This is a genomic window from Fibrella aquatilis, assembly GCF_017353255.1.
Lineage (GTDB): Bacteria > Bacteroidota > Bacteroidia > Cytophagales > Spirosomataceae > Fibrella > Fibrella aquatilis.
In genome coordinates, this window is the sequence record NZ_JAFMYU010000001.1 from 230,283 (window position 1) to 248,115 (window position 17,833).

A 17,833-nucleotide genomic window follows, 5' to 3' on the forward strand; every position below is an offset into this window, starting at 1 on the left:
TCATTATTTCAGATCGGCAATGGCCGTCATATCCATGTCGGCGTAGTCTTTGTTTTCGCCCGCCATGCCCCAGATAAACGCGTAGTTGGCTGTACCGCAACCCGAATGCACTGACCAGGGTGGCGAGATAATGGCCTGTTCATTGGCGACCACCAGGTGTCGGGTTTCCTGGGGTTGCCCCATCAGGTGCAGCACCCGGTGCGCCGGGTCGAGGTCGAAATACAGGTAGGCTTCCATGCGTCGGTCGTGAGTGTGAGCGGGCATGGTGTTCCAGACGCTACCCGGCTTCAGGATCGTGAGGCCCATGACCAGCTGGCAACTTTGCAGGCCGTCTTGATGAATGTAGCGGTAGATAACCCGTTCGTTGGCCGTGGCCGAAGCCCCCATCGGGGCCGAAAATACCTCGCTGCTGCCTGCTTTCCGGGTAGGATAATCGGCATGGGCGGGTGCCGAGAGCAAATAAAACTGGGCGGGTTGGTCTGCATTATCGCTGCTGAAGGTGACGGTTTGACTACCACGCCCAACGTACACGCAGTCTAGCCTGTCGAGACTAACTGCCCGACCATCAACAGTTAAGGTACCCAATCCACCGATGTTGATCACACCTAGTTCGCGGCGTTCGAGGAAGAACGTGCTTTTCAGTTCGTCGTAGGTAGGTAGCTGAACGGGTTGGTTGCCGGGCATAACGCCGCCAATGATAACGCGGTCGAAGTGGCTGTAAACCAGTTGAATTGTGCCCGTCTCAAAGAGCGATTCGATCAGGAAATTGTCGCGCAGTTGGGTGGTGGTAAACTGCTTTGTTTCAGCGGGACTAACCGCATAACGTACCTGCATGTAGCCGTGATTAATGTGCGCAGGCCGGTAGCCAGTGCGTCGTGAATGGGTAGAAGAAGGTCAGCATCACCACCACAAATGATGATAGCCAACATTACGTTCAAATGCGTAACTGGCTGTTTTCTACCAGCCACCGCCTGCACAGTTTGGCGAAACCTAGCCCTTTAAAAACTGGATTAACAGGTCATTCACAGCAGCGGCTTCTTCGTGTTGCACCCAGTGGGTAGCCTTTTCGAAGAATACTAGCTGTCCGTTGTCGCAGAGGTCGATGCTGGGCTGGGCCTGCTCGCGGAGGAGAAACGCGTCCTGCGCACCCCAGATGAGCAGCGTGGGTACCGTGATGCGGTCGGAGGGGGGCAGGGGCGGGCGGTGCTGGGCAAAGGCGCGGTACCAGTGAATCATGGTGCGCAGAGCAGGTGCGCCCGATGGTCCCGGCTGCGACCAGGCCGTGCGGTAAGCGGTCAGGTCGGCTTCGGAAAAAGTGCTGGGGCGGCTGCTCTGCTTCAGGCTGCGCACCATGCTCCAGTAGTTAACCCGTTGCGCCAGCCATTCGGGCAACCACGGGATCTGGAAGAACGCCGTATACCAGCTTCTGAGCAGCTGACGAGGGCTCTTTCGCAAAAAGCGGAGCATTACAGCGTAGTGCGGCACGTTCATGCACACCAACCGACTAATGCGGTTTGGGTGGGTTGCGGCCAGCCACCAGGCCACCACCGCACCCCAGTCGTGCCCAACAACAATGGCCTTGTCGACCCCCGCCGCGTCAATCAGCCCCAGCACGTCGGCTGCGAGTTTATCAATGCTATAGTGCTGACTGCCAACGGGTTTATCACTGAGGTTATACCCCCGTTGGTCGGGTGTCCACACGCGATAACCGGCGTCGGCCAGGCCTGTTAGCTGTGCCCGCCAGCCGTACCAAAATTCTGGAAAACCGTGCAGCAAAATCACCAGCGGCCCGGTAGTCGGCCCCGCCTCCATCACATGAAGCGTGATGCCGTTTGTTTGTATGTAGGTGGAAGTCAATGGACGTTTTCGGTTAGCTGTTATAGGCGGTCCGGCGTTCCGGCCTGAAGCGCGAAGCCACCTAGTGACCCAAAATTACCCATATAGTGCCACCAGTTCATTGGCGCAGCGTTCGCCGTCCATGGCGGCGGAGACAATACCTCCGGCGTAGCCCGCGCCTTCGCCGCAGGGGAATAGCCGCCGCGTGGTGAGGTGTTCGCAGGTGTCGCGGTGGCGGGGAATGCGGACGGGCGAGGACGTACGGCTTTCGATGCCGATCAGCTGCCCGTCGTTGCTGAGGTAGCCCCGCATTTTTTGACCAAAATCGCGCAGGCCCTGCCGTAGGGGCTGGGCAATATGGTCGGGCAACACGTCCCGCATATCAACCGACAGTAGGCCCGGCTGGTAGGATGTGTCGAGCAGCGACGACGACACGCGCCCATCCACAAAATCGCTGATGCGCTGCGCCGGGGCCGTTTGCGACGGGCTACCGGCCGGGCTGGCCACGTGGCAGGCCCGTTGTTCAATGGCCTGTTGCAGCATCAGTCCGGCCAGGGGACCATGCCCGCCGTAGGGCTTCAGGTCGGCGTCGGTAATGGCCACGACCAGGCCCGAATTGGCCCATTTCGAGTCGCGCCGCGAGGGCGACATGCCGTTTACGACCAGTTCGCCGGGGGCCGTGGCCGAGGGGACAATGAACCCGCCGGGGCACATGCAAAACGAAAACACGCCCCGCTCTACGCCGCCGAATTTGGTTTGTGTCACCAGGCTGTACGAAGCTGCGGGCAGGTACTCCCCCCGGCCCAAATTGGGCGTTTGGGTGCTGTGGTGGGGGTTCAGGTGGTATTGTAGCGTGTCGATGAGCGATTGCTGGTGCTCAATCCGAACGCCCATGGCAAAGGCTTTGGCCTCGATGAGTACGTCGCGTTGGTGGAGCAACTGGAAGATGTCCCGCGCCGAGTGACCCGTGGCCAGGATCACGCCTAGGCCCGTATGTTCCTGCCCGTCGGCGGTGACCACGCCCCGGATCTGGTCGGCTTCGAGGAGGAGGTCAACCACTTTGGTGTTGAAATGCACCTCTCCGCCTGCGTTCAGGATACTGGTGCGGAGGGCTGCCACCACGGCGGGGAGTTTGTTGGTGCCGATGTGCGGGTGGGCATCCACCAGAATCTGCTCGGTAGCGCCGTGGGCCACGAAGATTTCCAAAATCCGCCGAATGTCACCGCGCTTGCTGGAGCGGGTGTAAAGCTTGCCGTCGGAGTAGGTACCTGCGCCACCTTCGCCGAAACAGTAGTTCGATTCGGGATTGACGACGTGGTCTTTGTTGATGGCCGCCAGGTCGCGCCGCCGCGCCCGCACGTCGGGGCCGCGTTCCAGCACGATAGGTTTCAGACCCAGCTCAATCAGCCGCAGCGCCGCAAACAACCCCGCCGGACCAGCGCCCACAATCACCACCGTCCGGGCGTTGGCCACGTTAGGATAGGTGAGTCCGTGCTGAATGAGTGGGGGCGGTGTTTCGCCCGCAAACACGTCGGCGTCTACGTGGACTTTGGTTTGCCGTCCCCGCGAGTCGATGGACTGGCGGCGTTTGCGCACCACTACGTCGGGGGTGTCGGGCAGGTGGAGGTGGTTGAGAACGTGGGCGCGAAAGGCCGCTTCGTCCAGGCCCTGTTCGGGCAGCAGGGTCAGCGATAGTGACTGAATCATACGGAAAAAGGGCCGGTGTTTATCCGGCAACGCAAGCGCAAATTTACCAATTTTACGCCTGAACTTCCCCTGAACGTGTATGACAAACGCCTATTTCTCCGACTACCTAACCAAACAGCAGGCCCTCTACCAGGCCATTCCCATCGACACCGTGATCCGTTGGGCGGCTATGTTGCAGCAAGCCTGGACCGACGACCGGCAGTTATTCGTCTTTGGCAACGGCGGCAGCGCTATGAACGCCTCGCACTTTGTGACGGACCTGGGCAAAAGCGCCTCAGATCGCATGGGGAAGCGGTTTCGGTGCCTGTGTTTGAATGAAAGCATCTCGTGGATAACAGCCCTGGGCAACGACTACGCCTACGAAGACGTGTATGCCGGGCAGCTTCAGAACTACGCCCGCCCCGGTGATCTGGTGCTGGCCCTAAGCGTGAGCGGGTCGTCGCCCAATGTGGTGAAAGCCGTGGCCTGGGCCAATGCACACGAGCTAACCACGCTGGCCCTGGTGGGTGGCAACGGTGGCACACTAGCCGACATCGCCACCGAGCACATTCGCCTGCCCGACACCCATTTTGGCCGTGTTGAGGATGCCCAAATGACCATCTGCCACCTGCTGTGTTATTGCTTTATTGAAATGAACGGTAAGTGGTGAGTGGTCAGTGATGAGTTTGCTGCCGCAAGCGCACTATTCTAGCGGCAGCAAACTCACCACTTACCACTCACCACTTACCGTTCATTTGCCCCCAGCATCGCCAATGCGCCTACGGGTACGGCGTCGGTGCCGAGTTGGGCCAGGCGAACGGGGGGTGGAGGCTGAAAAGCGGCCATTACGTAATGTGGAAGCACTTTCTCAACGGCCTGCCGCAAGGGTTCGCCCACCAGCGACAGGCCGCCGCCCAGCACCAGCACCTGCGGATGAAACAGGTGGACAGCGTAGGATAAGCCGAGGGCAATCACGCGGCCAACTTGGTCTATTGCCTGTTGTGCGGCGGGGTCATGGTCGGCCAGGGCGGGGGCCAGCCAACGGGCTTCACCGCCTGGTTTGGCGGCTTCGACGTATTGTCGCAGGGACGAATGTGGCGGAAGTTGCGGGATTAATTCGCGAATCTGCCGGTCAATGGCCCAGCCCGACGCGGCCTGCTCGAGCGTTTGGCCGGGCGAGTGTGCGGTGGGTGGTGTGACCCAAATATGCCCAATTTCGGCTTCTCCAGGCAAATTGCCCCGATACAGTCGCCCATCGACCACCATGCCGCCGCCTACGCCGCTGCCCAGCGTTACATAGAAAACGTGCCGAAAACCCTGTCCGGCACCGCACAGTGCCTCGCCCAACGCGGCTACGTTGGCATCATTTTCTACACATACCCGCGCAGTGCCCGTGCGTTCGCGTAGCCAACTGGCCAGGTTGACACCCGACCAGCCCGACACTTGGTGCGAGGTGATAATCTGCCCTGTTTCAGCATTAACGGGTCCACCAAAGCCAACACCAATGGCTGTTGGTGGGTTGGTCAGCTGACGTATAGTTTGGTCTATCCAGGCGAGAATGGCCGTGGCATGTGTACCTCGCTCAATGGTTTGCCCGTATCGTTGCGTAACAGCGCCTCTCGGTTCGGCCACAACGAGTTGTAGTTTGGTACCCCCAATTTCTATACCTACTTGCATGGTGGTCAGGAGCGCAAAAGTACTACTTCCGTTTTTTCTTGTTTTGGGCGAAAAACCACGGCAAAAACTGGGCTTCGGCGAAGGCATTGTCCCAGCTGTTGTGGTTCACGCCGGGGTATTCGGTATAGGTGACGTTGGCACCCAGGGCCTTTAGTTTGGCCACCATCTGGCGCGACAATTCGGGGGGTACCACGGCATCTACGGCCCCGTGAAACACCCAGAGTGGCACGCGTTGGGCGTATGTGGCGCAGGATGTGGTGTCGCCACCGCCACAGATAGGGGCCGCCGCCGCAAAGAGTTTGGGCTTACGCGCAATGGCCTCAAACGTGCCGATGCCACCCATAGACAGCCCCGTGATATAGATACGGTTCTTGTCGACGCGCTCGTCTTTTTGCAGTTGCGCAATGAGGTCGTAACAGGCCTGCATGGTCCAGGTCAGCGTGTCGGCATAGCCCGATTCAAATTCGATGGGCATCTTGGTCCGGTTAAGCCGAATGCTCGACCAGGCCATATCTTCGGGGCACTGCGGAAACACCACGAGCGCCGGAAAATTGGTGCGGTTGGCTTCGTCCAAAAATAGCTTCGACCCGTGGGTTAACTGCTTTTCATTATCGGTACCCCGTTCGCCCGAGCCGTGTAGTACCAGCACAAGCGGGTATTTGGGGGCTTTGCCCGTAACAGGCTGGTCGTAGTTTTTCGGGAATAAAATGCGGTAGGGGAGCGTATGGCCGTTTTTGGTAGCATAATCACGCTTTTCAAAGTCACCCTGCGCAGCGGCCGCAAAGCTGCTCAGGAGAAAGGCGGCAAGAACTAGGAGTCTGTTCATGGCTGGTTGGCTGCTTTCGTGACCGTCTGTGCGTCGCGGGTATTTTTTTGTACGGCAATAGCAGCAAACAGGCTGAGCATGAATGACATGCCGTAGAAACCTTTTTCGCTGGCGGTGAGGGTGGCGTTCCATAGCCCTACAATCAGCAGCAGAATGGCCAGCAGCGTAGACACCCAACTGAGACCGTAGTAGAGGTTGGTAACGGGAATGCCTTCCTGCCGGTCGCGGACGCTTTTTTGCACCGAAATAGCCGAGAACAAACCGTACATCAGGATCGTGAAATAGTAGCCTTTCTCGTTCAGGGCCATCGTAGCGTTCCAGAGACCCACGTTGTAGGCAATGGCACCAATAAGCAACGCGGCCCAGGAGGCGGCAATAAAAGCGGAAGAAGGTTGTTGGTTCATTAGAAGAGGAACAGGATTGAGGCGGTAAGGTAGGAAAAAAGTGCCCCCACTGGCAACAAGCCCCGCTAATGGACTGTTACCCCCGTATGCAAGCACAATCCACTGTCACCTCGCCCCGGATAAAGCCCGACCAGTTTGAATCGCCGGATTTTTACCAGCTAGACGATTTGCTCACCCCCGAACAGAAGCTCGTGCGGTCGGCGATGCGCGACTTTGTAAAGCGCGAAATCACGCCTATCATCGACGACCACGCCCAGCGGGCCGAGTTTCCGGAAGGCATTTTGGCCAAATTCGGGCAGATTGGGGCGTTTGGTACCACACTGCCGGTTGAGTACGGCGGCGGCGGACTGGACCAGATCAGCTACGGGCTGATGATGCAGGAGATTGAACGCGGCGACTCAGCCATGCGCTCAACGGTGTCGGTGCAAAGTTCGCTGGTGATGTACCCGATCTACGCCTTCGGCTCCGACGAGCAGAAAGCCAAATACCTGCCCAAACTGGCAAAGGGGGAGTTGGTGGGCTGTTTTGGCCTCACCGAAGCTAACCACGGGTCGAACCCCGGCGGCATGGAAACAGCCTTTATTGAACGTTCTGACTACTTTTTGCTCAACGGGTCGAAGCTCTGGATCACCAACGCCCCCATTGCCGACGTAGCCGTGGTCTGGGCCAAAAATGAGCAGGGTAAGATTCGCGGCCTCATTGTAGAGCGGGGTATGGAGGGCTTTTCAACCAACGAGATCGAGCGGAAATGGTCACTCCGTGCCAGCCGCACCGGCGAACTGACGTTTACCGACGTGAAGGTGCCGAAAGGAAACCTGTTGCCCGAAGCTGCCGGACTAAAAGCGCCGCTGCAATGCCTCGACCAGGCCCGCTACGGCATTGCCTGGGGGGCTGTAGGAGCCGCCATGGACTGTTACGAAGCCGCCCGGAAATACACCCTCGAACGCATCCAGTTCGACAAGCCGATTGCGTCGTTTCAACTGGTACAGAAGAAGTTAGCCGAAATGCTGACTGACATTACCAAGGCGCAGTTGCTCTGCTGGCGGCTGGGGATGCTAAAGAACGCAGGCACCGCCACCACCGCCCAAATCTCACTCGCCAAGCGCGACAATGTAGACATGGCCCTGCGCGTGGCCCGCACCTGCCGTCAACTCCTGGGGGGCATGGGCATCACCGGCGACTACCCCATCATGCGCCACATGATGAACCTCGAATCGGTAGTCACCTACGAAGGCACCCACGACATTCACCTGCTCATCCTGGGCGCTGAAATCACGGGTATATCGGCGTTTAAATAGAAAGGCGTTTAACGTCTAAGGTTCAAGCGGTCCGCCGCTGCGGGTCTAAAGTTGGCTTACGCAAGCATATTCTCGCGTAAGCCAACTTTAAGACCCGCAGCGGCGGACCGCTTGAACCTTAGACGTTAAATCCCGTTACCCTACCACTTCCTCCACTTTGCCTTTGGCACCGTTGTAGGCACTTTTGACGGTGTCGGCTACGGTGTCGACAAGGTCAGAATAGATGCTCTTGGCTTTGTACTGGGCCTTTTTGCCTTTGTAGTAGTACTTGGCCTTGTCGTAGTTGCTGATACCAAAATTGTTGCGCTGGCGCGACAGCAGCCACAGCCCGCCCACAACACCGATGCCCACGGCCAGGGCCACGGCGATGGTCTGCTTCTGGTTTTCTTCGGCTTCCTCCTTCGGTGTCATGTCACTACGAACGCCTGCCGCCAGCAGCGGGTCGGGCAGGATGTGGGCCATGGCTACGCGGGCCTTGTTCATCCAGCCAGCCACCACATGGTCTTTGCCACTCATCATGGCCTCATAGCCTTCCTTGGCCACGGCGGCGGGATCAGCGGTTTTGTTGGGGTCGGCACCCTTCACGTTTTCGGCACCCGCCGTTTTAAAGAAATTAGTGTTGGTTGCGCCGGGCATCAGCACCGTCACGGTCACGTCGGTGTCTTTCAATTCGTTGCGGATCGCCTCCGAAAACGACTTGATAAACGCCTTGGTAGCCCCGTAAACGGCCATTAGGGGGTTGGGGAACACCGACACCTCCGAGCCGAGCATCAGGATTTTACCCTCGTTGCGGGCTACCATGTCTTTCAAATACAGCTTGGTCAGGTGCACCAGCGCCACGGCGTTTACCTGCACCATGTCCAGTTCCCGCTGCAGGTCGGTTTCGGTGGCAAACATGCCGTACTCACCAAAGCCGGCGTCGTTCACCAGCACGTTGATCTGCTTACCGGCCGTTTCGGCATAGATCTCGTCGGGCGCTTTGGGGTCCGACAGGTCTTTGCTGATGATCGTGGTGTCGGTGCCGTACTGATTATGAAAGCTCTCGGCCAACTGCTTGAGGCCGTCTTCGTCGCGCCCTACGAGCACTAGGTTGTAGCCATCTTTGGCAAATAAACGAGTGAGTTCGCGGCCAATGCCGCTCGATGCGCCCGTGATCAGGGCCGTTTTTCCGTTGTTTTCCATAGGAGGAGAAATGGATTTTGGATTTGGGATTGGGGATCTTTTGATTTGGGATTGGGGATTGCGGATTTCGGATTGGGCTGACGCCGAGCCGCATGTGCGGTCAGTTTACGCCAAAGCAAACCCGCGCGTCAGCCCAATCCGAAATCCGCAATCCCCAATCCCAAATCAGTTTTAAAATGGTTTCAAAATCACCTTCGTGCAGTCGTCTTCTTTTTTCTTGAAAATGTCGTAGGCCCTTGAGATTTCGGTCAGGGGCAATACGTGCGAAACAATATCGTCGAGGACAACTTTACCCTGCACAACCAGGTCGAGCAGGTGGTCGATGTTCTTATGCACAAACGACTGTCCCTGCTTGATGGTGATGCCTTTGTCGAAAATTCGACCTACCGGGAAATTGTCGAACATGGCCCCGTAGACACCTACCACCGTTACGGTACCACCCCGGCGCACAGCCTGAAAACACTGTTCCAGTACGCTGACGGTGCCTTTTTCAAGGTTGATGACGGCTTTGGCTTTGTCGAGAATAGAGCGTTCGGCTTCCATGCCAACGGCATCTACGCAGAGGTCGGCCCCGCGACCGTCGGTCATGTTGCGGATGGCCTCGATCACGTCTACCTCGTGTGGGTTCAGCGTCTCTACTTTGTTCACGCGGCGCGCGCGTTCCAGCCGGTAATTGACCGGGTCGATGGCAATGACGCGACCGGCACCCTGCAACCAGGCCGATTTCTGGGCCATCAGCCCCACCGGTCCCGACCCGAAAATAGCTACCGTTTCGCCGCCCTTCAGTTCGCCCCACTCAATGGCGCTCCAGCCCGTAGGGAAAATGTCGGATAGAAACAGCACCTGCTCATCTTTCAGTTGTTCGGGCACGTGGCGCAGCCCGTAATCAGCGTAGGGCACCCGGACGTATTGCGCCTGACCGCCGTTGTAGCCGCCGTAGAGGTCGGAATAGCCGAACAGGCCGCCACCTTTTTCGGTCACTACCCCACCGTCGGGACCGTAGAACTCGGGGTTCGAGTTCTCGCAGTGCATTTCGTGGTGGTTCTGGCAAAAGAAGCACTTGCCGCAGGCAATGGTGAAGGGCACCACCACGCGGTCGCCTTTTTTCAGGTTGGTCACGTCGTGGCCCACCTCTTCCACGATGCCCATAAACTCGTGGCCGAGCACTTCATTGCGAAGCTGGGGCAGAAAACCGTCGTAGATGTGGAGGTCGGAGCCGCAAATGGCCGTTGACGTGACGCGTAGCACCACATCGCGTGACTGCTCGATTTTGGGATCATCCATCGTTTCGTACCGGATGTCGCCGACTTTGTGAAATACTGCTGCTTTCATAGATCGTTTGCGTGAGGGACTGCACCGCCGAGGCAGATACAGCCTTTAACGCCCGAAAGCAGGCATGGTTTGAAGAAACCAACTTATTCGGCTAATTTAGTAGGGTGTGGTTATGGTCAACTAACCTCATACTATATAAGGGGGGGCGAGGTCGGGACAGGCTAGATTGACTCTTACCAGTTAATCGCCGGTTCGCGTTTGGGGAAGGGCGGCGCTATCGGCGCGTCAGCCTGAACGCCATGCTTTAGCTTGGCGATAAGCCAAGGCGAAAAAATCTACGTTAATTCACTCAACTGGGGCATTACAGATGACTATCAACGTAGCTGCATTTCTGCCAACAGAGACAAACTTACCAGCAGAGACGACACCAATGGATCAGTCAAAGGGCTAAACCCTTTCCTTTACAGCTTTGCCCATGACACTCTGAAACTCTACTTTATGCACGAGGTTAGTTATCAAGTAACCGAACAATTCAACTCGATTCATGTGATCTGCATAGTACCTGATAGGAAGCAGTATGATGTGTTAGCTCGAAAAGCCGAGGTGGGCGAAGGCGTCTATCCCGTTCCCTTTGTCCGGTAAGTGGCGCAACAGGTGCTCTGCTACTCAGCAATTGTGTACGACAGGCATCACCTGAGGACACCACCATCCTGTGCCCAACACGGTTGAGGAGGAAAGTTAGCTGACCTTCTGCTTCGCTTGCGCGAGTCGTGGCAAAACCATTCAGCCCTCAGGGGGAGTTAGGGTCAAGTTAAACATTAAACCCTTGTACTTCAGTAAGTTGAAGGGATTTTTCTTGAGTGCATACGTCCCAGCAACAGACCCAACTACGGTAGACAGAACGTACCTGTGCGGCCATTTTACCTTCAGCCGACAGGACCAACTTACCTCGGACAGCGCGAATTTGCGGTGGTTCTAAGCTCCGTTTGACATGCCCAACGCACCAGCGACATAACGTGCCTGGCAAGCTCAACCGCCCGCCGACAAACCCAATTTGCCTGTTTGGCACAAAAATGCGACTTTAGCGGTTCAATCACTAAACCATGACCGTCCGAGAGGTTCTTCGCATCCTGCATGAGGATGGCTGGATGGACAAAACTCAGAAGGGAAGCCATTTGCAATTAGTCCACTCAACCAAACTTGGTAAAGTGACAGTACCGATGCACAAAGGCGATATCCCACCCGGTACACTCCATTCCATCCTTCGCCAAGCCGGTTTAAAATAACATTTGACTTATGCACCGTCTACAACTTATCATTGAAGCCGCCACCGAGAACGGCCAGCCAACGGGATTTTGGGGTCGCGTCACCTTCGAGGACAATCTGCTCATCGAACAGGCCGACACGGTGGAAGTCTTACAAGCCAACATGCGTCAGTTACTTTTCGACTTCCATGATCTGGAAGCAGTTGAGTTTGAGTTGGCTTACGATTTACACGCCTTTTTCGAGCAGTACGACTACTTGAAGATTTCCAAGATAGCCCACTTTGCGGGCATGAACCCCTCGTTGTTGCGCCACTATAAATCTCAGACCAAGTACCCATCGGCTGAGCAGGTGCAACGTATCGAAACGGCGGTGCATCAACTCGCTAGCGAGTTAAGTCAAGTCCACTTAGTAGCGGCGTAGCGACTCTGCTACTTGGCGGTTTTGGTCGACAGGAATCACCCTGCACGCACCAACTCCCTGCGTCACTTGCGGCAAAGCCATCAGCCCTCAGGTGGTACTGTGTTTAAATGCAAGAAAAAAGAAGTAATTTTTAGCCCGTCCGTAAATGTAATGACGGTTTAGCCAGAATCGGATTGAACCATAAATACAGCGCCGTATCCCTTTATCAAGATTCAAAGCCATTTGTAAAAAAGGTGTTATAAAAGCTTGATTATGTAGGCACTTTTGTGAAGCAATTAAGTAAAAACTTCTACACAGCGCAACATGAAAGAGTTTATTGACAGTGTATTAAATCGGGAGATGGCCCTACTGATTTGGATAGTCATTTTACCACTTTGGATACTTTCGTTAAACTCAGTCCGAAAATCGTTTTCAGATGTGTTGAAGGCATTTTTTGTTTGGAAGATTGTAAGCCTGTATGCCATCTTCTTCCTGTATGCTTCCTTGTTAACTTGGCTCTCATACAAAGCTGGCTTCTGGGATTTAAGTCTGCTTAAAGACACGATAGTATGGACTTTGGGGACTGCTGCAATCATGGTAGCTCGGTCAACAAAAGTAACAAATTGGGACTATTTTAGAGAGATTATAAAAGATACACTGAAGTGGACAGTTATTCTTGAATTTATTAACAGCTTTTACACATTTAGCCTGTCAGTTGAACTTGCCGTGCTGCCGGTCTTAACCTTAATAGGTTTGCTGATTGCGTATTCAGAAACTTTTAAGGACAAGCTAACCGGTGACCAACAAAAGGTAGCTCCACTGCTCAGAAATGTAACGTCGTTTATTGGTATTATGATACTAGGCTTTGTAGTTTACAAAACTGTAACGCAGACAGGTGACCTTTTAACCATTATTAATTTGAAGAGTTTCCTGCTCCCAATATTCTTTACATTGTTGTTCGTACGTTTTGTCTATTTAATAGCTTTACTTGTAAGCTATGAAAATCTTTGGGTTCGATTAAATTTCTTGATCAATCACCGCCAAGACTTAACAAACCAGTTAAAGAGAACCATTTTAAAAGAGGCTAATGTCAACATTATCAAATTGGCAAACATTTCAAAAAACATAGCAAAACCCACGCAGATTTATAACGACTTCTCTCCGGTGATGATTAATGAAATTAGCAAGGGAAAGTACAAGGGCTCCGATGAGTAGCTGATTTGCGGACTCTCGTGCGACAGGGAGCACGTCCCGTGGGAAAGCGGAACAGCCCAACCTAATGAGGGTGTAAAGGTTGACGTTCCGTTTGTTGTCTTGAGTAGTGTTATTATCCATCAATCCTCATGGGCGTTAGGTGAAGAGGGAGTTCATCACTATTGGCAGTTCCCTACAACACGCGCCACTCGATGCGGCGGTTGCGCTGGCGGGCTTCCTCGGAGGTGTTGGGCACGGCGGGGCGGGTTTTGCCGTAGCCAACGGCCTTCATGCGGGCGGGGGGCACGCCCAGTCCAGACAGGTAGGTGGCCACGGCCTGCGCCCGCCGCTTCGACAGTTCGAGGTTGGCGGCGGGGTCGCCCCGGTCGTCGGTATGGCCCGCAATCTCGATCTGGGTGGTGGGGTTCACTTTTAAAAATTCGGCCAGGCGTTCCAATTCCGTGCGCGACTTACCCGTGAGTTCATACCGGCCCGACTCGAAAAAGAGGTTGTTCAGGGTTTCTTTGCCCGCGTTGCCAAGTGGCTCCAATACCGCGTCGAGAGCCACGCCTTTGCCCATACCCGTTTCGGCCGATGTCTTGTCGGTGTAGTTGAACGAGAGACTTTTGAAGAGGTAGCCCGGCGCACTCACGTACAGGGCATAATCGCCCCCGGCGGGCAGCACGGCTACATAATTGCCCGTTTCGGCATCGGTGGCCACCCGCGAAACGGACTGGTTCGTGCGCAGGTCGATGAGGTCGATGGTGGCGGTGATGGGCTTTTTGGTGCGGGCATCGGCAATGGTGCCCTTGAGGTAATTGACCGGCTTCACCTGCTGCCGCAGCACGTCGGGCAGGTCGAAGGTGTAGATGCGCGATTTCTGCGAGAGGCCCTCTTTTTGTTCTTCAAACGAATAATAAGCCCGGTTGCCGTTGGCCGCCACAAACAGCGACGCCTGGTCTTCCGACGTGTTGATCGGATACCCCAGATTCCCCGGCTCACCCCAGCGCATGGCAGCTCCATCGACACTTAACCGGCTCATAAACAGGTCGTAACCCCCCAGGCCGAGGTGTCCTTCCGACGCGAAGAACAGCACCTGCCCATTGGCGTGTAGAAACGGCGAGGCTTCGTCAAACGCCGTATTCACGGGTGCGCCCACGTTGACGGGGTCGTTCCAATCGCCGTTCGGGGAGCGGGTGCTGCGCCAGAGGTCGCGCTTGCCGAGGCCACCGGGGCGGTCGGAAATAAAATACAGTTGCCGCCCGTCGGCCGAGAGGCTGGGCTGCGATTCGTAGTAGCGGGTATTGACCGCCGGGCCGAGGTTTTCGGGTTTCGACCAGGTGTCGCCGGTTTTTTGGCTGCTGAACAAATCGCACCCGCCGAAGCCGCCGCGCTTGCTCTGGCAGGCCGTAAACACCACCAGCCGCCCATCGGCCGAAAGGCTGGCCGTGCCTTCATTTTCCGGCGTGTTGATGTTGGTCGACAAGGGCACCGGCGTTTGCCAGCCACCTTCTGCGGTCTGGGTGGCGGTCATCAGATCTTCGTCACCGTCGGGCTTCAGCATGGTGAAGACAATGGTCTGCTCGTCGGCAGTGAGGACCGGAAAGTACTGAGAATCACCAATCTTAAGGCTCTCGGACAGGGGCTTTGGCTTTACCGACAGCGGGTGCAAGACGGCCTCCTGCCCGTAGCGAGCCGTAGCCAGCAGCCGCTGCACCTGTTTGGCTTTCGACGACTGCGGCGCGAAGTTTTTAGCAAACGTTTCCAGCAACGGAATGGCATCGGCATACCGACCCAGCTTAAGCAGAATCTGCGACGCACCCTGGTAGGCGAGGGCCAGCGCGGCGGGGTCGGCGGGGATTTTCAGGGCTGCCTGATAAGTGCTCAGGGCCAGTTCGGGCTTGCGGACAAACTCATACAACTGCCCCAGCCGGATGTTTGCCTCTACGTAGTTCGGCGCTTCTTTCACGGCCTGCTGCAAAAACGGAATCGCCTCCGCCGCCTTCCGCTCGGCAAACAACTGCATCCCCTTCGTATACAGATCAACGGCCTGTTTGGATTGGCCCCAAGAGGGAGTTAAGAATGAAGAATTAAGAATTAAGAATGCAGAAAAAAGCCGCCAAACCGAACTCCGTGACCAGCGTACATTCTTAATTCTTAATTCTTCATTCTTAATTCCAACCCCTACGGTATCTGCATGAACTTGTGTGTTTGTAACGAGACTTGCCACTGCGGATGTGCTTTTACATAGTCAACGATGCGGGGGAGCATTTCGTCTGACCGGCTCCATTCGGGTTGCAGTAACAACCGGCAGTTGGGCCGGAGGTGGGGCACAAAAGACTCGGCAAAGGCGAAGTCGGAGGCGTTGTAGATGATGACCTTAAGCTCGTCGGCTTTGGCGTAGATGGCGGGGTTAGGCTGCTTGAATTTCTTCGGCGAAAAACAGATCCAGTCCCACGACCCGGTTACGGCCTGGCACACACCTGACGTTTCTATATTGGTTTGAAAGCCAGCTGTTTGCAGAGCGTTGGTAAGCGTGGTAAGGTCGTGCATGAGTGGCTCGCCACCCGTAATTACCACCATCCGGCCGGGGTATTGCAGCGCACCCGCCACCAGTTCATCGATGGTCTGGCGGGGGTGGGCGTTCACGTCCCACGATTCTTTTACGTCGCACCAATGGCAGCCCACGTCGCAGCCGCCGAGCCGAATAAAATAGGCCGCCCGCCCCGAAAAAGCCCCTTCGCCCTGAAGCGTATAAAACGCCTCCATCACGGGCAATGATGTTGTTTCTGTTTGTTGTTGAATCTGTTCACGAAGCATACTACAAAGATACGACGAGGCTGGTGAACCGTAGAATGGCGGGGGGCTGTCTATGGCCCAGCGATTGCCGGGCAGACCAACTGATGAATGAGCAAATTCAGTGTAGAGCCAGGGTACCCAGCCTAGCCGCCACCCGGCCCACACCCTGTTAGCCCAAACGTTGGCAAACAAGCACTTTATGGACTGAGCGCCCAACGCCAAAGGGTTGATGGGGAGCGAAGAGAGCCTTTAGAGCCTTTACATACGTGGGGGCGTTGGGCTGTCAGGCGTAACCTCTCAAGCGTGCTGCCTGTCGGCGGAAACCTGACTTACAAATCGTTGGTAAGGCTTCTCTGAATTTCGAGAACGAAATCAACGGAAACGCCACTATCTTCTGCTATTTCCTCAATCGTAAGTTTTCCTCGATTCAGTGCTTTTCTCACGACTTCAGTTCTAACGTCCTCAATCTTTTTCTGCTCATTGTCAACCGCCACCGCATTGGCCGCGAGGGTCATTTCATAGACCATACGCTTTTCTGGCGACATGGCCCGTGTGTCCAACTCCCGGATAGCCGTTTCCAACCATTCCTCTGTCCAGAAAGGCGGGAACTGCGTTGGTTCTATTACCGTGTCTATGGTCTTCATCGTATAAATCAGTTTGTCCAAATCGCTCTGAACATCAGCTAACTCTTTTTGAAACTTGTCCAACTCTACCGTGATAAACGTTAACTGCTCGTCTATCAGTTCGCCGCTTTCGTTTTTCAGCGTCGCAACGTTGTGATAATCAGCGATATGTGGGAAGATACTGATTGCCAAAATACCGATGCAATAAATCTTGGGCAAGCCTTTAAACTTGTACTTGCCCTTGCGAATCAGCGTGTTAAGCCGATACAGGGCATAGAACTTCATTCTCTGAATGAACTCCGGGTACTCACCCAACTGCATTTCTACGATGAACTGAGTGCCTTTCTCATCGGTGCAAAACAGGTCGTAGATGCCGCTTCGGCTATCTTTGGTCAAGCCCTGAATCTCATTCTGTACAAACTCAACTTTCCGAATGGCTACCGGGGAATTGATAAGGGCTTGCAGAGCCTTTCGTAAAAACCGGGTGTCGGATTCATTACCGAACGTGGCTTTGAAGCCGTAATCAGAGACAAGCGGAATAAATCGTTGGTTATCATTGTACAAGTCCATACGACGAAGTTACTCAAAACATGGGCACTGTCGGCAGGGGCTACTTGCTACATGCAACAATGTCTGTTGTCACCTTGTAGGAGTTGTAAACTTATCTCAGGACGAGACAAGCCGCCCTTGCAGACATCGGGTTATATGTAATAACATATTATTCTAATAGTAAGTGATCTTACGGATTGTCGTTCCTCCATTTTTCAACTCTTCAATATGCTGAAATTTAATTAACCTCTTTGATTCGTACCAGTTACCGTACTTGTCAAATTTATAGCTATGGTATTCTCCATAGGTCTTCTTGAGACTTCCATCAGGCAGTTTACTATAGGTTTCATATAGCAATCTATTGCCTTTATGATCGTTTTTGATTTTTTTTTGCTCTCCATTACTATCTTGAGTAATTATCTCAGTCAAATTATTTTCAGATTGTTCACTATTTGAATCTACATGTCTTCTTAAATATAATTTCCCATTTTTATACACCACCACCTCAGACCTTAACCCACTTGGGGCAAATTTGTATTCAGTTCTATAATTATCTCCGTCATATTCTGATGTTTGGAGTATTAAGTAGCCTTTTGGAGAAAAATGAAGTGTGCTTGTATCCGGATCTGGCACAGTGGAATCTAAACCACTTGATATAATCAATTTTGGCCTTCCTCCTAATCTCATTTTTTGCCAATCGTTTTTTTGTTGTGCAAAACTGCTATGCCCAAAAGAGAATAAAAAAAACATGCAAAGCATATTTGATGAAAATTTTACCAAATTCATGATTATAAAATAGTTGAGGGTAAAAAATATTTAATA

At 54.5% G+C, this 17,833-nt stretch carries 17 protein-coding genes; 5 read left to right on the forward strand and 12 right to left on the reverse strand.

Annotated elements, in window-relative coordinates:
- Window positions 1-3: 3 nt before the first annotated feature.
- From kduI to J2I48_RS00915, 3 genes are all read right to left on the reverse strand, one after another.
- Window positions 4-834, reverse strand: a complete 831-nt coding sequence (gene kduI / locus J2I48_RS00905; protein WP_207333495.1) for a 5-dehydro-4-deoxy-D-glucuronate isomerase — start codon at window positions 832-834, stop codon at window positions 4-6.
- A 156-nt stretch (window positions 835-990) separates the two neighbouring features.
- Window positions 991-1,857, reverse strand: a complete 867-nt coding sequence (locus J2I48_RS00910; RefSeq protein WP_229375700.1) for an alpha/beta fold hydrolase — start codon at window positions 1,855-1,857, stop codon at window positions 991-993.
- Window positions 1,858-1,932: 75 nt separating this feature from the next.
- Window positions 1,933-3,543 (reverse strand): NAD(P)/FAD-dependent oxidoreductase, encoded by a 1,611-nt coding sequence (locus J2I48_RS00915; RefSeq protein ID WP_207333496.1) that lies wholly within the window; start codon window positions 3,541-3,543, stop codon window positions 1,933-1,935.
- Between the two features lie 79 nt (window positions 3,544-3,622).
- Here J2I48_RS00915 and J2I48_RS00920 point away from each other — a divergent pair, with 79 nt between their 5' ends.
- Window positions 3,623-4,192, forward strand: a complete 570-nt coding sequence (locus tag J2I48_RS00920) for a D-sedoheptulose-7-phosphate isomerase (RefSeq protein ID WP_207333497.1) — start codon at window positions 3,623-3,625, stop codon at window positions 4,190-4,192.
- 74 nt (window positions 4,193-4,266) lie between these two features.
- Here J2I48_RS00920 and J2I48_RS00925 read toward each other — a convergent pair whose 3' ends face one another.
- From J2I48_RS00925 to yiaA, 3 genes are read right to left on the reverse strand one after another with little or no spacing between them, the layout of a single operon-like run.
- Window positions 4,267-5,199 carry an ROK family protein gene (locus J2I48_RS00925; protein ID WP_207333498.1) on the reverse strand — a complete coding sequence of 311 codons (933 nt, stop codon included), beginning with the start codon at window positions 5,197-5,199 and terminating at the stop codon, window positions 4,267-4,269.
- A 22-nt stretch (window positions 5,200-5,221) separates the two neighbouring features.
- Window positions 5,222-6,025 (reverse strand): carboxylesterase family protein, encoded by an 804-nt coding sequence (locus J2I48_RS00930; RefSeq protein ID WP_207333499.1) that lies wholly within the window; start codon window positions 6,023-6,025, stop codon window positions 5,222-5,224.
- Complete coding sequence (gene yiaA / locus J2I48_RS00935) at window positions 6,022-6,429, reverse strand: inner membrane protein YiaA (protein ID WP_207333500.1); 408 nt, start codon at window positions 6,427-6,429, stop codon at window positions 6,022-6,024. The genes J2I48_RS00930 and yiaA overlap by 4 nt, the downstream gene beginning before the upstream one ends.
- Window positions 6,430-6,515: 86 nt before the next feature.
- On the opposite strand from yiaA, the gene J2I48_RS00940 reads away from it, so the two are divergent.
- Complete coding sequence (locus tag J2I48_RS00940) at window positions 6,516-7,727, forward strand: acyl-CoA dehydrogenase family protein (RefSeq protein WP_207333501.1); 1,212 nt, start codon at window positions 6,516-6,518, stop codon at window positions 7,725-7,727.
- Between the two features lie 135 nt (window positions 7,728-7,862).
- Here the strand turns inward: J2I48_RS00940 and J2I48_RS00945 are convergent, their stop codons facing one another.
- Both J2I48_RS00945 and J2I48_RS00950 read right to left on the reverse strand, forming a co-directional pair.
- On the reverse strand, window positions 7,863-8,909 hold the full coding sequence (locus J2I48_RS00945; RefSeq protein ID WP_207333502.1) for an SDR family NAD(P)-dependent oxidoreductase: 1,047 nt from the start codon (window positions 8,907-8,909) through the stop codon (window positions 7,863-7,865).
- A gap of 171 nt (window positions 8,910-9,080) precedes the next feature.
- Window positions 9,081-10,241 (reverse strand): zinc-dependent alcohol dehydrogenase, encoded by a 1,161-nt coding sequence (locus J2I48_RS00950; RefSeq protein WP_207333503.1) that lies wholly within the window; start codon window positions 10,239-10,241, stop codon window positions 9,081-9,083.
- 1,043 nt (window positions 10,242-11,284) lie between these two features.
- Between J2I48_RS00950 and J2I48_RS00955 the strand changes: the two genes are divergently transcribed.
- The 3 genes from J2I48_RS00955 to J2I48_RS00965 all read left to right on the forward strand — a co-directional run bounded on the left by J2I48_RS00955 (window position 11,285) and on the right by J2I48_RS00965 (window position 13,061).
- Window positions 11,285-11,467 carry a type II toxin-antitoxin system HicA family toxin gene (locus J2I48_RS00955; protein ID WP_207333504.1) on the forward strand — a complete coding sequence of 61 codons (183 nt, stop codon included), beginning with the start codon at window positions 11,285-11,287 and terminating at the stop codon, window positions 11,465-11,467.
- Between the two features lie 10 nt (window positions 11,468-11,477).
- A complete protein-coding gene (locus J2I48_RS00960; RefSeq protein WP_207333505.1) occupies window positions 11,478-11,867 on the forward strand; it encodes a hypothetical protein in 390 nt (129 codons plus the stop codon).
- A gap of 303 nt (window positions 11,868-12,170) precedes the next feature.
- A complete protein-coding gene (locus J2I48_RS00965; RefSeq protein ID WP_207333506.1) occupies window positions 12,171-13,061 on the forward strand; it encodes a hypothetical protein in 891 nt (296 codons plus the stop codon).
- A gap of 172 nt (window positions 13,062-13,233) precedes the next feature.
- Here the strand turns inward: J2I48_RS00965 and J2I48_RS00970 are convergent, their stop codons facing one another.
- The 4 genes from J2I48_RS00970 to J2I48_RS00985 form a co-directional block, all read right to left on the reverse strand.
- Window positions 13,234-15,066, reverse strand: coding sequence for an OmpA family protein (locus J2I48_RS00970; protein ID WP_207333507.1), 1,833 nt, complete (start codon window positions 15,064-15,066; stop codon window positions 13,234-13,236).
- A 158-nt stretch (window positions 15,067-15,224) separates the two neighbouring features.
- A complete protein-coding gene (locus J2I48_RS00975) occupies window positions 15,225-15,860 on the reverse strand; it encodes a 7-carboxy-7-deazaguanine synthase QueE (RefSeq protein ID WP_207333508.1) in 636 nt (211 codons plus the stop codon).
- Between the two features lie 308 nt (window positions 15,861-16,168).
- The gene (locus J2I48_RS00980; protein WP_207333509.1) at window positions 16,169-17,032 is read right to left on the reverse strand and encodes an Rpn family recombination-promoting nuclease/putative transposase; all 864 of its coding nucleotides are present in this window, start codon (window positions 17,030-17,032) and stop codon (window positions 16,169-16,171) included.
- 153 nt (window positions 17,033-17,185) lie between these two features.
- A complete protein-coding gene (locus J2I48_RS00985) occupies window positions 17,186-17,797 on the reverse strand; it encodes a hypothetical protein (RefSeq protein ID WP_207333510.1) in 612 nt (203 codons plus the stop codon).
- Window positions 17,798-17,833: the final 36 nt, after the last annotated feature.